The 15,550-nt window shown below is 48.8% G+C and carries 17 protein-coding genes and 8 tRNA genes; all 25 read right to left on the reverse strand.

The annotated features are described in order from the left end of the window. Positions 1–269: 269 nt before the first annotated feature. Positions 270–356: transfer RNA gene (locus B1H56_RS03785), tRNA-Leu, on the reverse strand. A gap of 5 nt (positions 357–361) precedes the next feature. Continuing rightward, positions 362–446, reverse strand: a tRNA-Tyr gene (locus tag B1H56_RS03790). 4 nt (positions 447–450) lie between these two features. Continuing rightward, positions 451–526: transfer RNA gene (locus B1H56_RS03795), tRNA-Thr, on the reverse strand. Between the two features lie 9 nt (positions 527–535). Next, positions 536–611: transfer RNA gene (locus B1H56_RS03800), tRNA-Phe, on the reverse strand. Between the two features lie 4 nt (positions 612–615). Then, positions 616–692: transfer RNA gene (locus B1H56_RS03805), tRNA-Asp, on the reverse strand. Positions 693–757: 65 nt separating this feature from the next. Further along, positions 758–834, reverse strand: a tRNA-Ile gene (locus B1H56_RS03810). 39 nt (positions 835–873) lie between these two features. Further along, positions 874–948: transfer RNA gene (locus B1H56_RS03815), tRNA-Glu, on the reverse strand. 27 nt (positions 949–975) lie between these two features. Then, positions 976–1,052, reverse strand: a tRNA-Pro gene (locus tag B1H56_RS03820). 178 nt (positions 1,053–1,230) lie between these two features. Beyond that, the gene (locus B1H56_RS03825; protein ID WP_066518787.1) at positions 1,231–3,339 is read right to left on the reverse strand and encodes a bifunctional 4-hydroxy-3-methylbut-2-enyl diphosphate reductase/30S ribosomal protein S1; all 2,109 of its coding nucleotides are present in this window, start codon (positions 3,337–3,339) and stop codon (positions 1,231–1,233) included. Continuing rightward, positions 3,327–3,923, reverse strand: a complete 597-nt coding sequence (locus tag B1H56_RS03830; RefSeq protein ID WP_066518785.1) for a lysophospholipid acyltransferase family protein — start codon at positions 3,921–3,923, stop codon at positions 3,327–3,329. Before B1H56_RS03830 ends, B1H56_RS03825 begins: the two co-directional genes overlap by 13 nt. Before the next feature lie 8 nt (positions 3,924–3,931). Then, entirely contained in the window at positions 3,932–4,591 is a 660-nt protein-coding gene (gene cmk / locus B1H56_RS03835; RefSeq protein ID WP_066518783.1) for a (d)CMP kinase, read from the reverse strand. A 7-nt stretch (positions 4,592–4,598) separates the two neighbouring features. Continuing rightward, on the reverse strand, positions 4,599–5,480 hold the full coding sequence (locus tag B1H56_RS03840; RefSeq protein ID WP_066518781.1) for a polyprenyl synthetase family protein: 882 nt from the start codon (positions 5,478–5,480) through the stop codon (positions 4,599–4,601). A 2-nt stretch (positions 5,481–5,482) separates the two neighbouring features. After that, complete coding sequence (xseB, locus tag B1H56_RS03845; RefSeq protein WP_066518779.1) at positions 5,483–5,680, reverse strand: exodeoxyribonuclease VII small subunit; 198 nt, start codon at positions 5,678–5,680, stop codon at positions 5,483–5,485. Then, positions 5,673–6,878: an exodeoxyribonuclease VII large subunit gene (xseA, locus tag B1H56_RS03850; protein WP_066518777.1), complete on the reverse strand. Its 1,206-nt coding sequence runs from the start codon at positions 6,876–6,878 to the stop codon at positions 5,673–5,675. Before xseA ends, xseB begins: the two co-directional genes overlap by 8 nt. After that, positions 6,871–7,719, reverse strand: a complete 849-nt coding sequence (gene folD, locus B1H56_RS03855; RefSeq protein WP_066518775.1) for a bifunctional methylenetetrahydrofolate dehydrogenase/methenyltetrahydrofolate cyclohydrolase FolD — start codon at positions 7,717–7,719, stop codon at positions 6,871–6,873. Before folD ends, xseA begins: the two co-directional genes overlap by 8 nt. Beyond that, the gene (locus tag B1H56_RS03860) at positions 7,716–8,633 is read right to left on the reverse strand and encodes a tRNA (adenosine(37)-N6)-threonylcarbamoyltransferase complex transferase subunit TsaD (protein WP_066518772.1); all 918 of its coding nucleotides are present in this window, start codon (positions 8,631–8,633) and stop codon (positions 7,716–7,718) included. The genes folD and B1H56_RS03860 overlap by 4 nt, the downstream gene beginning before the upstream one ends. After that, the gene (nusB, locus tag B1H56_RS03865; RefSeq protein WP_066518766.1) at positions 8,630–9,046 is read right to left on the reverse strand and encodes a transcription antitermination factor NusB; all 417 of its coding nucleotides are present in this window, start codon (positions 9,044–9,046) and stop codon (positions 8,630–8,632) included. The genes B1H56_RS03860 and nusB overlap by 4 nt, the downstream gene beginning before the upstream one ends. 24 nt (positions 9,047–9,070) lie before the next feature. Continuing rightward, positions 9,071–9,289 (reverse strand): DUF2273 domain-containing protein, encoded by a 219-nt coding sequence (locus B1H56_RS03870; RefSeq protein ID WP_066518765.1) that lies wholly within the window; start codon positions 9,287–9,289, stop codon positions 9,071–9,073. Between the two features lie 18 nt (positions 9,290–9,307). Continuing rightward, entirely contained in the window at positions 9,308–9,862 is a 555-nt protein-coding gene (gene amaP / locus B1H56_RS03875; RefSeq protein ID WP_066518764.1) for an alkaline shock response membrane anchor protein AmaP, read from the reverse strand. Positions 9,863–9,989: 127 nt separating this feature from the next. After that, positions 9,990–10,442: an Asp23/Gls24 family envelope stress response protein gene (locus tag B1H56_RS03880; protein WP_066518763.1), complete on the reverse strand. Its 453-nt coding sequence runs from the start codon at positions 10,440–10,442 to the stop codon at positions 9,990–9,992. Between the two features lie 84 nt (positions 10,443–10,526). After that, positions 10,527–11,084 carry an elongation factor P gene (gene efp / locus B1H56_RS03885; RefSeq protein ID WP_066518755.1) on the reverse strand — a complete coding sequence of 186 codons (558 nt, stop codon included), beginning with the start codon at positions 11,082–11,084 and terminating at the stop codon, positions 10,527–10,529. 18 nt (positions 11,085–11,102) lie between these two features. Continuing rightward, positions 11,103–12,158 (reverse strand): aminopeptidase P family protein, encoded by a 1,056-nt coding sequence (locus tag B1H56_RS03890; protein ID WP_066518753.1) that lies wholly within the window; start codon positions 12,156–12,158, stop codon positions 11,103–11,105. Further along, positions 12,139–13,008, reverse strand: a complete 870-nt coding sequence (locus B1H56_RS03895) for a TIM barrel protein (protein ID WP_066518751.1) — start codon at positions 13,006–13,008, stop codon at positions 12,139–12,141. Before B1H56_RS03895 ends, B1H56_RS03890 begins: the two co-directional genes overlap by 20 nt. Next, complete coding sequence (locus tag B1H56_RS03900; RefSeq protein WP_066518748.1) at positions 13,005–14,234, reverse strand: peptidase U32 family protein; 1,230 nt, start codon at positions 14,232–14,234, stop codon at positions 13,005–13,007. The genes B1H56_RS03895 and B1H56_RS03900 overlap by 4 nt, the downstream gene beginning before the upstream one ends. Further along, positions 14,231–15,532, reverse strand: a complete 1,302-nt coding sequence (mltG, locus tag B1H56_RS03905; RefSeq protein ID WP_066518745.1) for an endolytic transglycosylase MltG — start codon at positions 15,530–15,532, stop codon at positions 14,231–14,233. Before mltG ends, B1H56_RS03900 begins: the two co-directional genes overlap by 4 nt. Positions 15,533–15,550 lie beyond the last annotated feature (18 nt).

Consider the following 15,550-nt stretch of genomic DNA (forward strand, 5'->3'; position numbering starts at 1 on the left):
CCTGCGTTTTGAAAAGAATTTGCCGCAGTTTCGGGAATAAGCAGATATATTCCATAACATTTTCATAACAATTAGAGGAAAAGAGAGAAATTACGGGAATTTATGAGTAAACAAAAAGGTCCATACCACGTGGTACGAACCTTGGCGCACGCCAGTCTACCGGCTTTTCAACGGCGTGCTGCTCATGTATGGCTTTTTAGAGAAGTATATAACAAATCCGAACCCATCCATCCCTCAACGGGGAAAATGTGGTTCGGATTATGTTGGTCTGGTGCGGATAAGAGGACTTGAACCTCCATGAAGTTGCCTTCACACGGACCTGAACCGTGCGCGTCTGCCAATTCCGCCATATCCGCAAAATTGGTGGAGAGAGATGGATTCGAACCATCGAAGGCGTCGCCGGCAGATTTACAGTCTGCTCCCTTTAGCCACTCGGGAATCTCTCCACGTTGGAGCTGGTGATGGGACTTGAACCCGCAACCTGCTGATTACAAATCAGCTGCTCTGCCAATTGAGCTACACCAGCAGGTGTAAATGGTGCCTCCGGGCGGAATCGAACCACCGACACGGGGATTTTCAGTCCCCTGCTCTACCGACTGAGCTACAGAGGCATATTGGCGACCTGGAAGAGACTCGAACTCTCGACCTCTAGCGTGACAGGCTAGCGTTCTAACCAACTGAACTACCAGGCCAACTTTGGCAGCGGGTCCTGCCATGCTGCTTACCCTTTTTTACGCCCTACGGGCTTTTGCTCTATTGGTGGGCCCTCAGGGACTCGAACCCCGGACCAATCGGTTATGAGCCGACCGCTCTGACCAACTGAGCTAAGGGCCCGCAAGCAAAATAAGAGTAAACCCTGCTCAAAGTAATTAATGGTGACCCCACCGGGAATCGAACCCGGGTTACCGCCGTGAAAGGGCGATGTCTTGACCGCTTGACCATGGGGCCTCGCTGCAAATTCGGGCGTGAGCTTTTTGGTCGGGGTGGAGGGACTCGAACCCCCGGCCCCATGCTCCCAAAGCACGTGCGCTACCAAACTGCGCTACACCCCGAAGAAGCATACTCCTTTTATTTGCGACGCTTTATAATATACTTTAATTTAGCCTAAAAGTCAATAGGATTTTCTTCTTTTTTTCAAGATTTTCATGAGTAAAAATTTAAACCGCAAAAAGACCGCTTTATGCGGCCCTTTGTGCGTTTAATTCAATATAATATTTCCAGTTTATATATTTATTCTTCGTCCTGAGAATCGTCAGTATCCATTTTCGGGAAGAAATCTGCCAGAGAAGACGTCGCTTCCTCTACCGGAGGAATCTCATAATGGAATCTTTCTTCCTTCTGCTTGGAATCCGTCTCCTGTTTAACAGGCTTTTCCGGCTCGTCCATCAGCGCACGAATACTTAGGCTGATCCGCTTCTTCGCAGGATTCACTTCCATGATTTTAGCCGTTACCTTGTCGCCGATCCGAAGCTCTTCCTCGACCTTCTCGAGCCTTCTGTTGGTCACCTGCGAAATATGAACCAGACCGTCAATCGTAGGTTCAAGAGAAACAAACGCGCCAAATGGCATAATACGAACGACCGTACCTTCTACCGTATCGCCTACGAGATACTTTTCGGGTACCAGATCCCACGGCTTCGGAGATAACTGTTTAAGGCCCAAGGAAATCCGCTTCTTTTCCGGATCTACATTTAATATCTGCACCTCGATATCGTCTCCTACTTTGAGAACGTCCGAAGGATGCTTAATTTTTACCCAAGAAATATCCGTAATATGCAGTAGCCCGTCTACACCGCCAATATCAACAAACGCACCAAAATCAGTCAGGCGCTTCACCTTTCCGGTTACCTTGTCACCCTTCTTAAAGGTATCGTAGAGCTTCTTTTCCTGCTCCTCAGCCTGCGCCTTGAGGATATTTTTATGGGACAGGACAAAACGCCTTTGACGCTTATCCGCCTCGATGATGTTGACTTCGAGGTCCTGACCAACAAATTCGCTCAGGTCTTCCACATAACGCAGGGAAAGCTGCGAAGCCGGGATAAACGCATCATAACCGTCCAGCTTGGCAAGCACGCCGCCTTTAACTACTTTATCAACTTTTACCGTATAAACGGCACTCTCATCCAAAGATTCCACAAGCTCTTTCCATTTTAGCTTGGATTCGATTGACTTTCTGGAAAGGACAACGTTCCCTTCGCCGTCGTTCAGTGTTACGACCTCGGCTTCAATCTCATCGCCTACCTTAAAGAGATCCATAGGGTTTTCGTCCCCGGCGGCGGTAAGGTTTTCTTTTTTGATGATACCGTCAGATTTATAGCCAATATTGACACATATTTCACTGTCGGAAATCTGAACAACCGTTCCGGTCACGATCTGCCCCCTCTTAATATAGACAAACGATTTCTCAATCTCAGCCATGAAATCCTCGTTTGCTTGTGATTGTTCTTGCTCAGTGGACACTACTTCCTGTTCCTCCGTATCCTGTGTCGTATCCACAACTTTTTCGACATCGCTCATAAGTGTCTTTACCTCCCTAATTAACCAATCCGGTGTCGATGCACCGGCGACAATACTTATTATAACATGATTCGTCACTTTTTCAAGTGGAAGTTGCGCTATATTGTCTATATAATAGGTTTTTTCGCAATGGCTCTTGCACAGTTGATATAATTTTTCCGTATTGGAAGAATGTCTCCCTCCTACCACAAGCACAATATCCGAAACCTGCGCAAGCTCTACCGCTTCTTTTTGGCGCTTTTGTGTCGTATCGCAGATCGAATTGAAAAGATCAAGCGTTTCCGAACGTTCATTCAGCACCTCGACGACCTCATCCCACAGCTTGTGGGTAATGGTCGTCTGGGCGACAACAAGCGCATGTTCAAGCCGCGGCAGTTTTTTCGCTTCTTCCGCACTGCCCGCAACATACACCTCTCCCTGCGCCCATCCCTTGATCCCTGCAACCTCGGGATGGTTTTCCGTCCCAATAATCACAACGGGCGTATCGCCCGCCTCGATTACGCGTTTGTGGATACGCGCTACAAACGGACAGGTAAGATCGAGCACGTCAAAACCGCGTTCCCTGATCTTGTCGTAAACCGCCTTGGATACACCATGCGACCGGATTACGATAACCGTGCTCTGGTCACGGGGAACCGCGTCCAGGTCCTCGGTTACGCGAATCCCTTTTTTTTCGAGATCGGCAATAACGTCTTTATTATGGATCAATTCGCCATACGTATAGATATGATCGAATTTTCCAACAGTTTCGTTTACGGTATCGACCGCGCGGGCTACTCCGAAACAAAAACCGGCATTTTTCGCTACTACTATTCTTGACATGCCTGCTCCTGTAATTCAAGCATAACGGCTTTTAAGTGCTCCGTTGCTTTTTCGATTGCAGCGCTGTTTGTTTTATCTCCCACGATATCCTTCAAATGGATCGCGGGATACGTATATAGCTTGATCTGGTGAAAAAGTTTATAATTACCGCTGATGTAGACTGGAACCACCGGCACGTCCGCACGCAGCGCCATCAGTGCCGCGCCTGGCTCAAACGGCAACAGGCTACCTGTTTCGCTGCGGTGCCCTTCCGGGAAGATGCCGAGAATCTTTCCGCTTTTCAAAGCCGAAAGCCCTGTCTTTACAGCCTTGAGATCGCTTTTCCCCCGCGCTACAGGGATGGCATGCAGCCGCCGCAAAAACCAATTGGCAACTTTATTGCGGAACAGCTCTTCTTTTGCCATATAACAGACCGGCTGCGTTTTTACGCTATGTCCAAGCACGATCGGGTCCCAGTTAGAAATATGATTGCAAATCACAACGCAGCCTCCATGAATGTTGAGGTTTTCCTTGTGGACAACCTTAACAAAAAAAATAGGCATTAATACGATATAAGCAAAAACGCGCGCAAGAAAATAAACCATAGCCCTCCCTACTTTGCTCCTGAAATCATAGCGGAAATATGTGCGATTACCTGGTCGCGGTCCATCTCAGTCGTATCGACGAGGATCGCGTCCTCTGCCTGACGCAGAGGGGCGAACTCACGCGTGGAATCGGTTTCGTCCCGCGCAATGATGTCTCGTTCAATTTCATTGATATCGGCCTCCGGCAGGGTTTCTTTCAATTCGAGATACCGGCGCTTTGCACGCTCGTGTGGAGAAGCGGTGACGAAGAACTTAAAATCCGCGTCCGGCAGAACATACGTGCCAATATCGCGTCCATCCATCACCACGTCGTATGTGTTTGCAACTTCACGCTGAATATCCACCAGCTTCAGGCGCAGTTCAGGAATAATCGCGATATCACTCGCACCCCTAGAAATGCGGGGCGTACGGATGTAAGGGGTCACATCTTTTCCGTCGATCAGGACCTTCTGGACTCCGTCTTTATAAATGATTTTCATGGAAAGTCCCGGCAATGCGTTCAGAACCGCTGTGCGGTCGGAAGGTTCGATCCCCTGTTCGATCATCGCATAGGCAGCGGCGCGGTACATTGCACCCGTATCGAGATAATTAAAATTCATCTTTTGGGCAATCGCTTTAGCGACAGTGCTTTTTCCCGCCCCGGCAGGGCCGTCAATGGCTATTTTCATAATTTTCTCACTTTTCGCGTTTTAGGATGAATTGCGCGAGGTCGGTAAGCTCCTGCCCGCGTGTTCCGAAGACCTTCATGGCATTTACGGCCTCTTCCGTCTTCTCTTCCGCGATCTTCATAGATTTTTCCACACCGTAAAGCGTTGGGAATGTGAATTTTTTGGATGTTTTATCTTTCCCGAGCGTCTTTCCCATCTTCTTCGCATCGCCGACGATGTCAAGCACATCGTCCACGATCTGGAAGGTGAGACCGATGTTGTTGCCGTAGACGGTCAGCGCATCGATATACTCCTGCCGCGGGTCGCACAGCAAAAGCCCGGAAAGAAGCGAAGCTTTAATCATCGCCCCAGTCTTATGCTCATGAACCTGCTTAAGTTCAACTTCCGTCAGTATCTGTCCCTCGTTTTCAATATCGCCGCATTGTCCGGTAATCATGCCGTATACGCCTGCACCGGTGGCAACTTCAAGCATCGCTTTCATATGTGAATTCATATTAGATGCATGACGCAGCGCGTTTTTCATCATCACCTCGTAGGAAAAATTGAGCAGCCCGTCTCCGCATAAAATTGCGAATGCCTCGCCGAACATCACATGGCTGGTGGGCTTCCCGCGCCGCAGATCGTCGTTATCCATGGCCGGGAGATCGTCGTGAATCAATGAATACGTATGGATCATTTCGATTGCGCACGCAATATCTAGCGTTTCCCGCATATTGCCGGACAGCAACGCATTCGCCATGATATTAAGTGTGGGGCGAAGCCGCTTTCCGCCAGCCATGATGCTGTAATTCATGGCATCTTTAATCATAGGATGGACATTTTTTAAGTCCAGCAACTCCTTCAGCCGTTGGTTTACGATTTCCGTATATTTGCTCAAGATATCGGGCATTTTTACTCCTCGCTTTCGTCGTCGTGGATAATTTCAAGTTTCTGCTCAAATTTCTCCAGGAGTTTGGAAGCTTTATCCGCGGCGGCCATCCCCTTTTTATAGAGGGAAACGGCATCCGCAAGCTTAATATCCTCATCAGATATTTTTTCGGATATTTGCTTTAGTTCGTCAAGATATGCTTCAAGGTCCTTTTCAGGCATGTTTTTTGCTCCCCGTGACACACGCGTTTATTGTGCCGTCTTTTAAAATAATCTCGATTTCGTCCCCTGCCGCCACTTCATTTGTACTGCGCAGTTCCCTGCCGCCGTGCATCGCAATAGAATATCCGCGGTCGAACGCGCTCATGGGGCTCAGGTTCTCAATGGATGATTTATAGCTATTATACTGCATCTCGCGATTTTTATAAAGATGAAATGTGTTGTTTTTAACCGCCGCACGGTAAGTATCTATCTTTTCCTGCGCATGAGAAAGGCGAAGCAAAAGCACCTCTCTGCGCAGGGAACGTTTGCCCTGCTCGAATACGGCTTTTTTTTCGTATAGTATTTGAAAAAGCCGCTGCGCAATGCTTTCGCGGAGCGCGAGGATACCGGCATAAATATCATCGCGTGGCGGGATGGAAAGCTCCGCCGCCGCCGAAGGAGTCGGTGCGCGCAAATCCGCCGCCATATCGCAGAGGGTAAAATCCGTTTCGTGCCCGACTGCGCTTACAACGGGAATGCGGGATCGGTAAATGCTTAGCACCACCTCTTCCTCGTTGAATGCAAACAGGTCTTCTGCGCTGCCGCCGCCGCGGCCGACAATCAGAATATCCGCATCAGTATTTTCATTCAGGTATTCGATCCCCCGTACGATTTCGGCAGGCGCGTCCGGCCCCTGCACCTTAACAGGATACAGGACAAGCTTGACCTGAGGATTCCTGCGTTGTGCAATATTACGGATATCCTGAATTGCCGCGCCCTGTCCGGAGGTTACGATCCCAATTTTTTTCGGATATCTGGGAAGCGTCCGTTTCCGCTCTTCGTTAAATACCCCAAGCTTGTCCAGCTTCTCCCGGATACGTTGGAAGCGGGCATATAATTCGCCGAGACCGACCCGTTCTACCTCTTTCACAATGATCCGGTAGTTTCCATTTTTCCGGTAAAGGGAAATTTCTCCGCGTACGAGAATCGTCTGTCCCTCAATAATCGCATCAGAACACTCGACCGCCTCAACACAATTGAAAAGAAGGCATCCAACGGAAGCCATATCGTCCTTCAGAACAAAATACAGCGTATCATGCCGCATGTTCACATCCGTAACTTCCCCGCGTATCCAGATTTCTTCCAGAAACGGATCGCTGAAAAGTTTATCCGAGACGTAAGTATTCAGTTCATGAACGGACAGGACGAGTTCATCCATACATTTCTCCTGCATCTACAGTGTTTTCCATCAGCATCGTGATCGTCATAGGTCCGACCCCGCCAGGAACCGGCGTAATATATCCGGCGATTTCGCTGACTTCATCGAATTTTACGTCGCCCTTTAGTTTGCCGTCTACACGCGACGTCCCAACGTCGATTACAACGGCGCCCGGCTTTACAAATTCTTTGGTTACGAATTCCGGCCGGCCGATGGCAGCGACCAAAACGTCTGCCTGAGCGCAAACATCGGGCAGGTTTTTTGTCTTGGAATGGCAGATCGTGATTGTGGCGTTTTCATTCAGCAACAGGATGGCTACGGGTTTCCCTACGATATTGCTTCGCCCGATTACCACGGCATTTTTTCCGGTAAGATCGATGCCGGATTTCTTTATCAGCTTAATGATTCCTTTGGGCGTGCAGGCGATAAGGCCCGGAAGACCCGTGAATAAACTGCCTGCGTTCTGGACATGGAAGCCGTCGACATCCTTCTTAGGATTGATCGCCTTTAAAATCTCTGTTTCATCGATATGCGAGGGCAGCGGAAGTTGCACCAGCAAGCCGTGGATTTTCGGGTTTTTGTTGTATTGCTCAACCAAGGCAAGCAGCTCTTCCTGGGTCGTCTCTTCGGGCAAACGGTTTACCTCAGAATAAATGCCAACTTCCGCACAGGCCTTTTCTTTATTGTTGACATAAATGGTGGAACCGCCGTCGTCCCCTACTTGGATGACTGCGAGTCCCGGCGTGATTCCTTTTTCTTGTTTCAGCTCCGCAACACGTTGTTTCAGCTGTGTCCGGATTTCTGCCGAAAGTTCTTTTCCGCTTAAAATTTGTGCGCTCATTTTGTTACCCCCTTTTGCGCTGCCAAAACGGCGAGCCCCGCCGCATTGTCAGAAGAATATTCTATTTCTGCAAATCGGATTCCTTCCAATTTTGAAGACAAATAATTCCGGATCAGGCGGTTGCACATTACTCCGCCAAACATCAGTATATCCCGAATACCCGTGCCATGCACGGCGTGCCTAAGCATTTTTTCCAGCGTCGAAGCAAGTGCATAAAGGACGGAAAAGCAAATATCCCTGGGAATTTCCGTTCCCACCGCCCGCAACGCTTGGGCCTCCAGTCCGGAGATGTTGCATTCGCGTCCCAGTACGCTTGTTTTGAATCCCAGATTTTTTCCGCCGGCACAAAGCGCTTCGACATGTACGCCGCCGGGAAAAGGAAGATTCAGCCTCTGCGCCAGTCTGTCGATCAGCTGACCTGCGGCAATATCTTTTGTGCCGCCTATTTTTTCGATAAGAAAGCCGTTATTGCTTTTTACGCGGAGGAGTTCGGTTGTGCCGCCGGATACATGCATGGCGAGAAATTCCGCCGGCATTTCCCTGCCAATCATCGCTGCCGCCAGGTGTCCTTCCTGATGCGTGGTAAATAGTACGGGTGCGCCTGCCGTACTGGCGATACTTCCAGCAACCATTGTTCCCACGGTAAAGACCGGCATATAGGAGCCCTCCTGTGGACGGGGTTTTTCACTTACGGCGATCCCGGCTATGGAACCATATTCCGCGATTTGGTGCTCACGGAATAGCCGTTCGAAATTTTTGATATGAAGAAATACAGCCTGAGACTGCTGCAGGCCTTTTTTGCCTTGAGCAACCTCAAGCGGTATTTTTAAATTGCATAAAATTCGTTTGTTTTTGTCCGCTACTGCAAGCGAAGTTGTATAACAGCTTGTATCAATTCCCAGGTATACGGTCACTTCGTTCCTCCGTTTCGGAGGTAGCCTCCCAAAAGACCATTGACGAACTGATACGATTTTTCCGCAGAATACTTTTTTGCGAGCTCGATAGCTTCGTTGATCGTCACCTTTTGCGGAATGTCATCCATATAAAGGATTTCGTACAGGGCAAGCCGCAGGATCGCCAGATCTACCTTGGCGATTCGTTCCAATTTCCAGGATTTGCTGTTACTGGAAATAATCTCGTCGATTTCATTGCATTTATCAGTAAAACCGGCAACGATATCCCCGACATAACGCAGATTATTTTCATCCAAAGATTCTGCGCCAAGAGCATCCGGCGCGTTTTCTAGAGAATCTTTGCTGAGCGTACCAGTGACGCTGTATTCGTATAGAAGTTTCATTGCAGTCTCGCGCGCGCTCGTCCTGCTCATGCCAAAACAATACCTCCGTATTCGCTAGTTTCTTTTTGTAAAAAGTCCCATAAACCATTCCTTAATCATCAGGCGGATATCCGGGCGCGAACCGAGGAAAGCGCCGACCCCCACGCACAGCGCAATCAAAATAGTTGCCCAAAATCCGATGGTTAGGAACAGAATTGCAACGAGCAGACCAATTATAATCCCCCAAAACAATCCGCTGTTCTCGCCATACCATTCAAAAAATTTATCTTTCATTCCCGCGCCTCCGATTTATCAGGAAAGTTTTGCGGAATTTTCTTTCAAGCCAGTCACCATAATTTTTGTTTCATTTACCGCAATTCCGGTATGCTGCTGGATATAAGCCGAAAGTCCCGCCTGCAGCTCTTTTGTTACAGCAGGAATATCGACATCGGGAAGCACACAAATGTCAATGGCCAGATCGAGCGTATCTTCATGTGAGACAACATTTGTCCGCAGCCCCTTTACATCCTTGTTCTCATGGACATACCGTTCTACGAGTTCCTCGATCGCTTTTACGGTAATCAGTATATTACCGCTTTCAAACGACGCAACCTTTGCCGTTTTCGGCGCGGGAGCTTTTCCCGTTCCAAAGAACATCAGCATAAAGCTCACGATAATAACGACCACCGCGATGACGGCATATAGCACCTTAAACCAAATAGAGCCGTTCAGGACCGTATTTGTAAAATCCGACAAATTGCTGCCCGGGATAAGGCCGCCAAGTGTTGCGAGTATAAATCCGCATAACGCAATGACAGCAATGAGATAGATTGTCAGGACGACACGAGTCCCCACCTTCATTTTCATATGTTTTTCCTCCAAACGATAGTACCGAATAAAGACTTACTGAATATACCCGGCCTAGTAGACCGGGTATATTGGACTTTATGCTTGAACTAAGCACAGAACCTGTCCGCCGTTTGCGGGCTGCGTTTTATTTTACTCTGGGCGCTTTTTCCGGCTTTTCTTCTTTGGGTTCCTTTTCTTTGCGCACGGACGCACCCTGCTCTTTAAACTTGATGCCCTGTACATTCAGATTGACTTCCACAACTTTAAGTCCCGTCATGGTCTCGATCGCCTTCATCACCGCCATCTGGATATTCTGAGCAATTTCGGGAACGGGAGTGCCGTATTCTACGACGATGGCGATATCAACCGCGACCTCTTCCGTACCGACCTCAACTTTGATACCCTTGGAAAGATTCTTCCGTCCGAGCAGTTCTGTAAAGCCATCAACAAAACCGCCGCTCATACCTGCAACGCCCGGGATGTCAACTGCCGCAAGACCTGCGATTGTTGCGATCACTTCGTTTGCGAATGTAATCGTACCGTTACTTTCCTTTTTAACCGCGCTTGTATCCTGTGTGCTCAGTTTTGTGTCTGCCATAATTAAATCGCCTCCGATTCATTTTTATATAAAGCATTTATACCCCAAACGTTTTATGAAAAAACATATTTGTGATAAATAGCTTTATACGCGTTCCATATACTCCCCTGTCCTGGTGTCAATACGGATTTTATCGCCTGTATCAATGAAGAGAGGAACCATAATCTTTGCGCCTGTTTCCATAATAGCAGGCTTGTTACCGGCGGTTGCTGTATCACCTTTGAAACCGGGCTCGGTCTCCGTGATCGTGAGTTCGACAAAGTTCGGAGGTTCAACAGAGAACGCTTCCCCTTTGAAGAACTTGATCGTTACATTCATATTTTCCGTAATATAGGGCAGCGCGTCCTCTACCTTATCATGGTTCAAAGGAAGTTGCTCGTATGTCTCGGTATCCATGAAATAATAGAGCTCTCCGTCCGAATACAGATACTGCATTTCCTTTCGGTCGATATGCGCTTTGGGGAATTTTTCCGTCGGATTGAACGTACGTTCCAAAACGTTCCCGGTGACGACGTTTTTGATCTTTGTACGCACAAACGCCGCACCCTTCCCCGGCTTTACGTGCTGGAAGTCAACAATGACCCACACCTGTCCGTCTATCTCCACTGTCATGCCTTTTCTGAATTCTCCGGCTGAAACCATGCAACCATACCTCCTGTTTTATAACAAAATTAAATCTTTCGTAAATGTATAAGCACTGCCCTGTCCGCCAATATGCATGTCTTCAATCCGTACGCCGCCTATTCCCGGAATGTAGATACCAGGCTCCACGGTGTATACCATATTTTCTTCGAGGACAGAAGAAGTGCGCGGGTTCAAAACGGGAAGCTCGTGAATGAACCGTCCCACTCCATGCCCGGTGCCGTGGTCGTAATACTCGCCATACCCATGGCCCGCAATGATATCCCGCGCAATCGCGTCAACCGCGAGCGTATCGGCGCCCGGAACTGCCGCAACAGCCGCACTTTCCTGCGCATGCTTAACTATATCATATATTTTTTTTCGTTGTCCGTCAATATTTCCGATACCGAAAGTACGTGTCATATCGGAACAATATCCCTGGTAGCGGCAGCCAAAATCGATCGTAAGCAAATCGCCCTCATGTAATTGATATCCGGATGGAGTCGCGTGCGGCAGTGCCGAATTGAGGCCTGCGGCCACGATTGTCGGAAAAGCGAGATCCATCCCCTGCCGCTGCATGCGGTATTCCAGCTCCGCGCGAACATCGAGTTCGCTTACGCCGGGCTTAATAAACGGAAGCGTCTCAGTTAAGGCAACCTCATTCGCCTTTGCCGCTTTTTTTATTTTAGCCAGTTCGTCCTCCGTCTTCACCATGCGCAGCACCAAAAGATTCTCCGCGATATCGACATAGCTGTAATAGGGCTCGAATGTTCCTTGGTACCCCTCGAACACCCTAACCGTTACGTCGTCTTTTTCGATGCCCAGTGTCCGGATCGAGTTTCCGGAAAGGTACTCGTTTATTTTAGGCAGACGATCCCCGCCGCCTGTCATGATGACTTCCGCATTTTTTACTTCCATACGAGCCTGCTCCACATAGCGGAAATCAGTGAAAAAATACGCCCCTGCTGCCGTAATCAGAAGTTGCGAACAATCTCCTGAAAAATTTGTCGCATAGGCAACGTTCTGTACGGATGAAAGAAGATAGGCATCCGCTTTATCCGTGTTTCTGATTGCTTCAATGATGTTTTGATTCATATGATGCTTCCTCGTACATTCGTTTCATTTCTACCGCATCTTTAGCCTGCGTGCCGCTCGATTCGCAGATAATGACAGGTTCCATTTTCAGGTCGGCCTTTAGCAGTTCTGCCAAAGGCTCAAAAAACGGACCCCACGTGTTATCTTCAAAGGTAAGATGCATCTTTTCGCCCTTATCCGTGTATTGGATATGGGAAAAATGGACGTGCATTTTATGCGTTTTTTCTTCTCCGGCGCTGTTTTTAAGGCTCTCTAAAACGGCGGCATAATCCTCTTTCGTTTGTATCCCGCCGAGCGTTCGCGCATTCAGGTGCCCAAAATCAATAGCTGGATAGATGCAGTCGTCAAGCTGCGCCATGATGCCAACCTCGTCAAGGTCGGCGATCTGGCCTAACTTACCCATGGTCTCCGCGCAATAGATAAAATTATCATATCCCTCACTCCGGAGGATAGAAAGGATTTTTTTCAAATTTTCACATACGTTTTCAAACGCAACCCGCCGATCCATTTTCGCACAGGATCCGGGGTGGAATACAATCCGTTCTGCGCCGAGAAACCCCGCCGCAACTGTTGATTCACGAAAATAGGAAAGGTTTTTTCCGAACTTTTCCGGATCACTGTTTGCAAGGTTGATGTAATAAGGCGCATGTACGCTCACGGCGACCCCGTATTTTTCCGCCTGGCCGCGAATTTTGGCGGCAGTATCTTCCCTGAGCTTTACCCCCCTGCCAAAAGAGTATTCAAATGCGTTCAATCCCTGCTCGTAAAGCCACAGGGGCGCTTCATAGGTATGCTTGTGCCCTTCGTCGTAAAAGGCCTGAGAGTTGCCTGCAGGGCCAAATCTAATCATAACCTTCCCCTTTCATCCTGTCTGCGCAGAAGATCGCCCGGCCGCAGCGCATACGGACAATTGATCCTTACATGCTGCTGTGGATGCGGCGCGCTTTCCTGCTCTGTGCCATTCATATCGTAAATAAACTGCACCGTAAAGGACGCGTTTTCAAAATATGGAGAAAGCACCTCCAGAGTTTCTCCTATACTGAATTTATTACGCTGCTCGACCTCCAAGACGCCGGAACGCGGCACGGAAATCACTTTTCCCGTAAAGGTATAGGCCCGCGGATCAACGGTGCGCTGCGTATCCTGCCCTTCCTGGTGAGGATTTCCAAAATAAAAACCCGTGGTAAAGCCTCGTGAAGCAGACTTAACCAATTCGTCTTTTAGACTCTTATCGAAGCGATAACCCTGCGGATCACTTTCATATTTGTCGATTGCACGGCGGTATGCATGCACGACCGATGCAACGTAATAAGCTGATTTCATCCGCCCTTCAATTTTGAAGCTCGTAATTCCGGCTTCCGCCAGCTCTGGAATGTGCTCAATCATCATCAAATCGCGCGAATTCATGATATAAGTACCCTGATTATCCTCCATGACGGGAAAATACTGCCCCTCATATCCTTTCTCATAGAGGTAATATTCCCAGCGGCAAGGCTGCGCGCATGCGCCGCGGTTCCCGCTTCGCCCCGTGAGAACAGAACTTAAAAGACAGCGCCCGGAGTGGGCAATACACATCGATCCGTGAACGAATGCCTCCAGTTCCAGATCACCCGGGACCTTTTGGCGCATTTCTGCGATTTCCGCAAGTGAAACCTCGCGCGATAAAACGATACGGCTGGCGCCGCGTTCATGCCAAAAAGAAGCAGACAAATAATTAGTCGTATTTGCCTGCGTGCTTATATGGATGGAGAGCGGAATACGGAACTTACTTATCAGCTGCAAAACCGCCGGATCGGTTGCGATTACCGCATCCACGCCAATCTCCGCAAGATAACGAAGATAAGGCGCGAGCTCAGTCAGATCGCGGTTCCAAAGCACCGAATTCACTGTGATATATAGTTTTTTTCCCTGTGCGTGCGTCACCTGAACCGCCCGCCGCAGGCCGTCTTCCGTAAAATTGTCAGCAAAGGCTCGAAGACCATACTGTTTTCCGGCCATATACACCGCGTCCGCGCCAAAATAAAGGGCTGTTTCAAGCGTCTCGAGATTCCCGGCCGGGGCAAGCAATTCGATCATTGTCCGCCGGCCGCCTTTGCTGAGGCTTCGGCGTCAATGCGGGCCCATTCGTCCTGCCACTGGGCTTTCAGAGCTTCAAGCTCTTCATTGGTATGTACGAATTCCATTTCACCCTTTTCAATATCCGTCGCAAGGAAGTAATAGTACTGGTCGCCGTCCTGCATCAGGGCTTCATCCGGATACAGCGCCGCCTCAATAGCCGCCCGTCCCGGATTACCGATCGGTCCGGCGGGCAATCCCTGCGTACCGGCTCCGTTCCACTTTGTATTATAGGGCGTCGGCGTTGTCAGTTCGCTGTCAATCAGGTTAAGACGGCCTGTAATCCCGAGTCCATAGGCCTGCGTTGCGTCGGAATCGAGATATCCGAAATTCTCCCTGTCGTTCAACCTGTTGTGGAAGACCGCCGAAACCTTGGCAAAATAATCAGTGCTTGAGGCTTCGCGCTCAATAATGGAAGCGAGCGTTACCATATCATCGACAGACATCCCCAGCTCTTCCGCACGTTCCTGATACGTCAACTCTTCTCCCTCCTTCTTCATGGAGAGAATTTTGCTGAACTGATCGAGTTGCTTCCTGATGAGGTCTTCCTCAGTTGCACTCGTAAGGTACCGGTAAGTATCGGGTGCCAGATATCCTTCCAGGAGATAATACCGGCGCTGGTCAGCGGGACGCGCATCGTCCTTTGCCTTTGCTTCGGCAAGGAAGGGATATTCGTTCACAAAATCACCGCCTGTTTTGGCAAGCTCCAGATAATGGTCCGTATTCTTTAGAATCCCATAATTCTCGACCAGTTTTTTTCCGTATTCCTCCACGGTTCGGCCTTCAATGAACTGGATGTCGATCTCGGCATCGGCAACATTTCCCTCCTGAAGCGTATAGACGATATCGTCAAACGTCATATCAGGAGACAGTTCATAGGTGCCGGCTTTGAGTTTGGAAGACATGTCGGAAAAGTCCACATACAACTTAAACACCTGCTTATTGCGGATCAAGTTGTTCTCATAAAGGATATCCGCAATGGTGCTCAAGGAAGAATTTTTAGGAATCTCCACTTCGATCCTCGTGGAGTCGTTTGCGTCGACCGGGTCAAAATAATGCTCTTTGACATAATTGACTACACCAAATACAATCAGAACTACTATGGAGAGACTGATGATAAATGTCAAAAACGGCCGCAGTTTATTCCATACTGATTTGGAAGACGGTTTTTTCTTCGGTTTTTTTCCGTTGGACAGCACCGCGGGCCTGTCAAGGTCCATGTCCCTGTCCACATACGGATTTTCCAGTTTTTTTGCCAAGGGCGTTCACTCCTGTGT

The sequence above is a fragment of the Christensenella minuta genome (assembly GCF_003628755.1).
In the GTDB taxonomy this organism is placed as follows: Bacteria; Bacillota; Clostridia; order Christensenellales; family Christensenellaceae; genus Christensenella; species Christensenella minuta.

What these genes read in the sequence shown, in the direction of transcription:
- folD (WP_066518775.1), bottom strand. Translation starts at nt 7,719, where the DNA reads ATGAGCGCACAAATTTTAAGCGGAAAAGAACTTTCGGCAGAAATCCGG.
- nusB (WP_066518766.1), bottom strand. Translation starts at nt 9,046, where the DNA reads ATGAGCAGGACGAGCGCGCGCGAGACTGCAATGAAACTTCTATACGAA.
- xseB (WP_066518779.1), bottom strand. Translation starts at nt 5,680, where the DNA reads ATGCCTGAAAAGGACCTTGAAGCATATCTTGACGAACTAAAGCAAATA.
- B1H56_RS03880 (WP_066518763.1), bottom strand. Translation starts at nt 10,442, where the DNA reads ATGGCAGACACAAAACTGAGCACACAGGATACAAGCGCGGTTAAAAAG.
- B1H56_RS03840 (WP_066518781.1), bottom strand. Translation starts at nt 5,480, where the DNA reads ATGCCCGATATCTTGAGCAAATATACGGAAATCGTAAACCAACGGCTG.
- amaP (WP_066518764.1), bottom strand. Translation starts at nt 9,862, where the DNA reads ATGAAAATGAAGGTGGGGACTCGTGTCGTCCTGACAATCTATCTCATT.
- B1H56_RS03825 (WP_066518787.1), bottom strand. Translation starts at nt 3,339, where the DNA reads ATGTCAAGAATAGTAGTAGCGAAAAATGCCGGTTTTTGTTTCGGAGTA.
- B1H56_RS03890 (WP_066518753.1), bottom strand. Translation starts at nt 12,158, where the DNA reads ATGAATCAAAACATCATTGAAGCAATCAGAAACACGGATAAAGCGGAT.
- B1H56_RS03895 (WP_066518751.1), bottom strand. Translation starts at nt 13,008, where the DNA reads ATGATTAGATTTGGCCCTGCAGGCAACTCTCAGGCCTTTTACGACGAA.
- B1H56_RS03900 (WP_066518748.1), bottom strand. Translation starts at nt 14,234, where the DNA reads ATGATCGAATTGCTTGCCCCGGCCGGGAATCTCGAGACGCTTGAAACA.
- efp (WP_066518755.1), bottom strand. Translation starts at nt 11,084, where the DNA reads ATGGTTTCAGCCGGAGAATTCAGAAAAGGCATGACAGTGGAGATAGAC.
- B1H56_RS03870 (WP_066518765.1), bottom strand. Translation starts at nt 9,289, where the DNA reads ATGAAAGATAAATTTTTTGAATGGTATGGCGAGAACAGCGGATTGTTT.
- xseA (WP_066518777.1), bottom strand. Translation starts at nt 6,878, where the DNA reads ATGGATGAACTCGTCCTGTCCGTTCATGAACTGAATACTTACGTCTCG.
- cmk (WP_066518783.1), bottom strand. Translation starts at nt 4,591, where the DNA reads ATGAAAATAGCCATTGACGGCCCTGCCGGGGCGGGAAAAAGCACTGTC.
- B1H56_RS03830 (WP_066518785.1), bottom strand. Translation starts at nt 3,923, where the DNA reads ATGGTTTATTTTCTTGCGCGCGTTTTTGCTTATATCGTATTAATGCCT.